This is a genomic window from Halorubrum tibetense, from assembly GCF_042661865.1.
Lineage (GTDB): Archaea > Halobacteriota > Halobacteria > Halobacteriales > Haloferacaceae > Halorubrum > Halorubrum tibetense.
Window position 1 is genome coordinate 1 of the sequence record NZ_JBHSWW010000751.1, and the last position, 507, is coordinate 507.

At 71.0% G+C, this 507-nt stretch carries 2 pseudogenes; both read left to right on the forward strand.

Annotated elements, in window-relative coordinates:
• Positions 1-352, forward strand: a pseudogene (locus ACFQEU_RS18105) (cobyrinic acid a,c-diamide synthase); the annotation flags it as partial.
• A 26-nt stretch (positions 353-378) separates the two neighbouring features.
• A pseudogene (locus ACFQEU_RS18110) lies at positions 379-507 on the forward strand (CobD/CbiB family cobalamin biosynthesis protein); the annotation flags it as partial.

Genomic DNA, 507 nt, shown 5'->3' on the forward strand with positions numbered 1-507 from the left:
GTTCATGGCGCTCGCGTCGACGCTGACGACCGCCGAGGGCGACACGCACGGGATGGCCGGCGTGCTCCCCGCCGACGTGCGGATGCACGACCGGTATCGGGCGCTCGATCACGTCGAACTGCGGGCGAAACGGGACGGGCCGACCGCCAGATCCGGAGAGACGCGCCGTGGCCACGAGTTCCACTACTCGGCCGCCGACGTCGACGACGACGCCCGGTTCGCCTTCGACGTGGAGCGCGGCACGGGCATCGACGGCGACCACGACGGACTGATCGAACACCGAACGCTCGGGACGTACTGTCACGTCCATCCGGAGAGCGGAGCGTTCGACGCGTTCCTCGACGGGCTGTGACCGTGATCCTCGCTGCGTCCTCATTCGTGTCCGTCGCTGGCCCGCTCCTCGCGGCGCTCGGCGTCGCCGTCGCGATCGATCTCGCCGTCGGCGAACCGCCGACGCGGTTCCACCCGGTCGCGTGGTTCGGCTCGATCGTCGGGCGCGTCGACCGC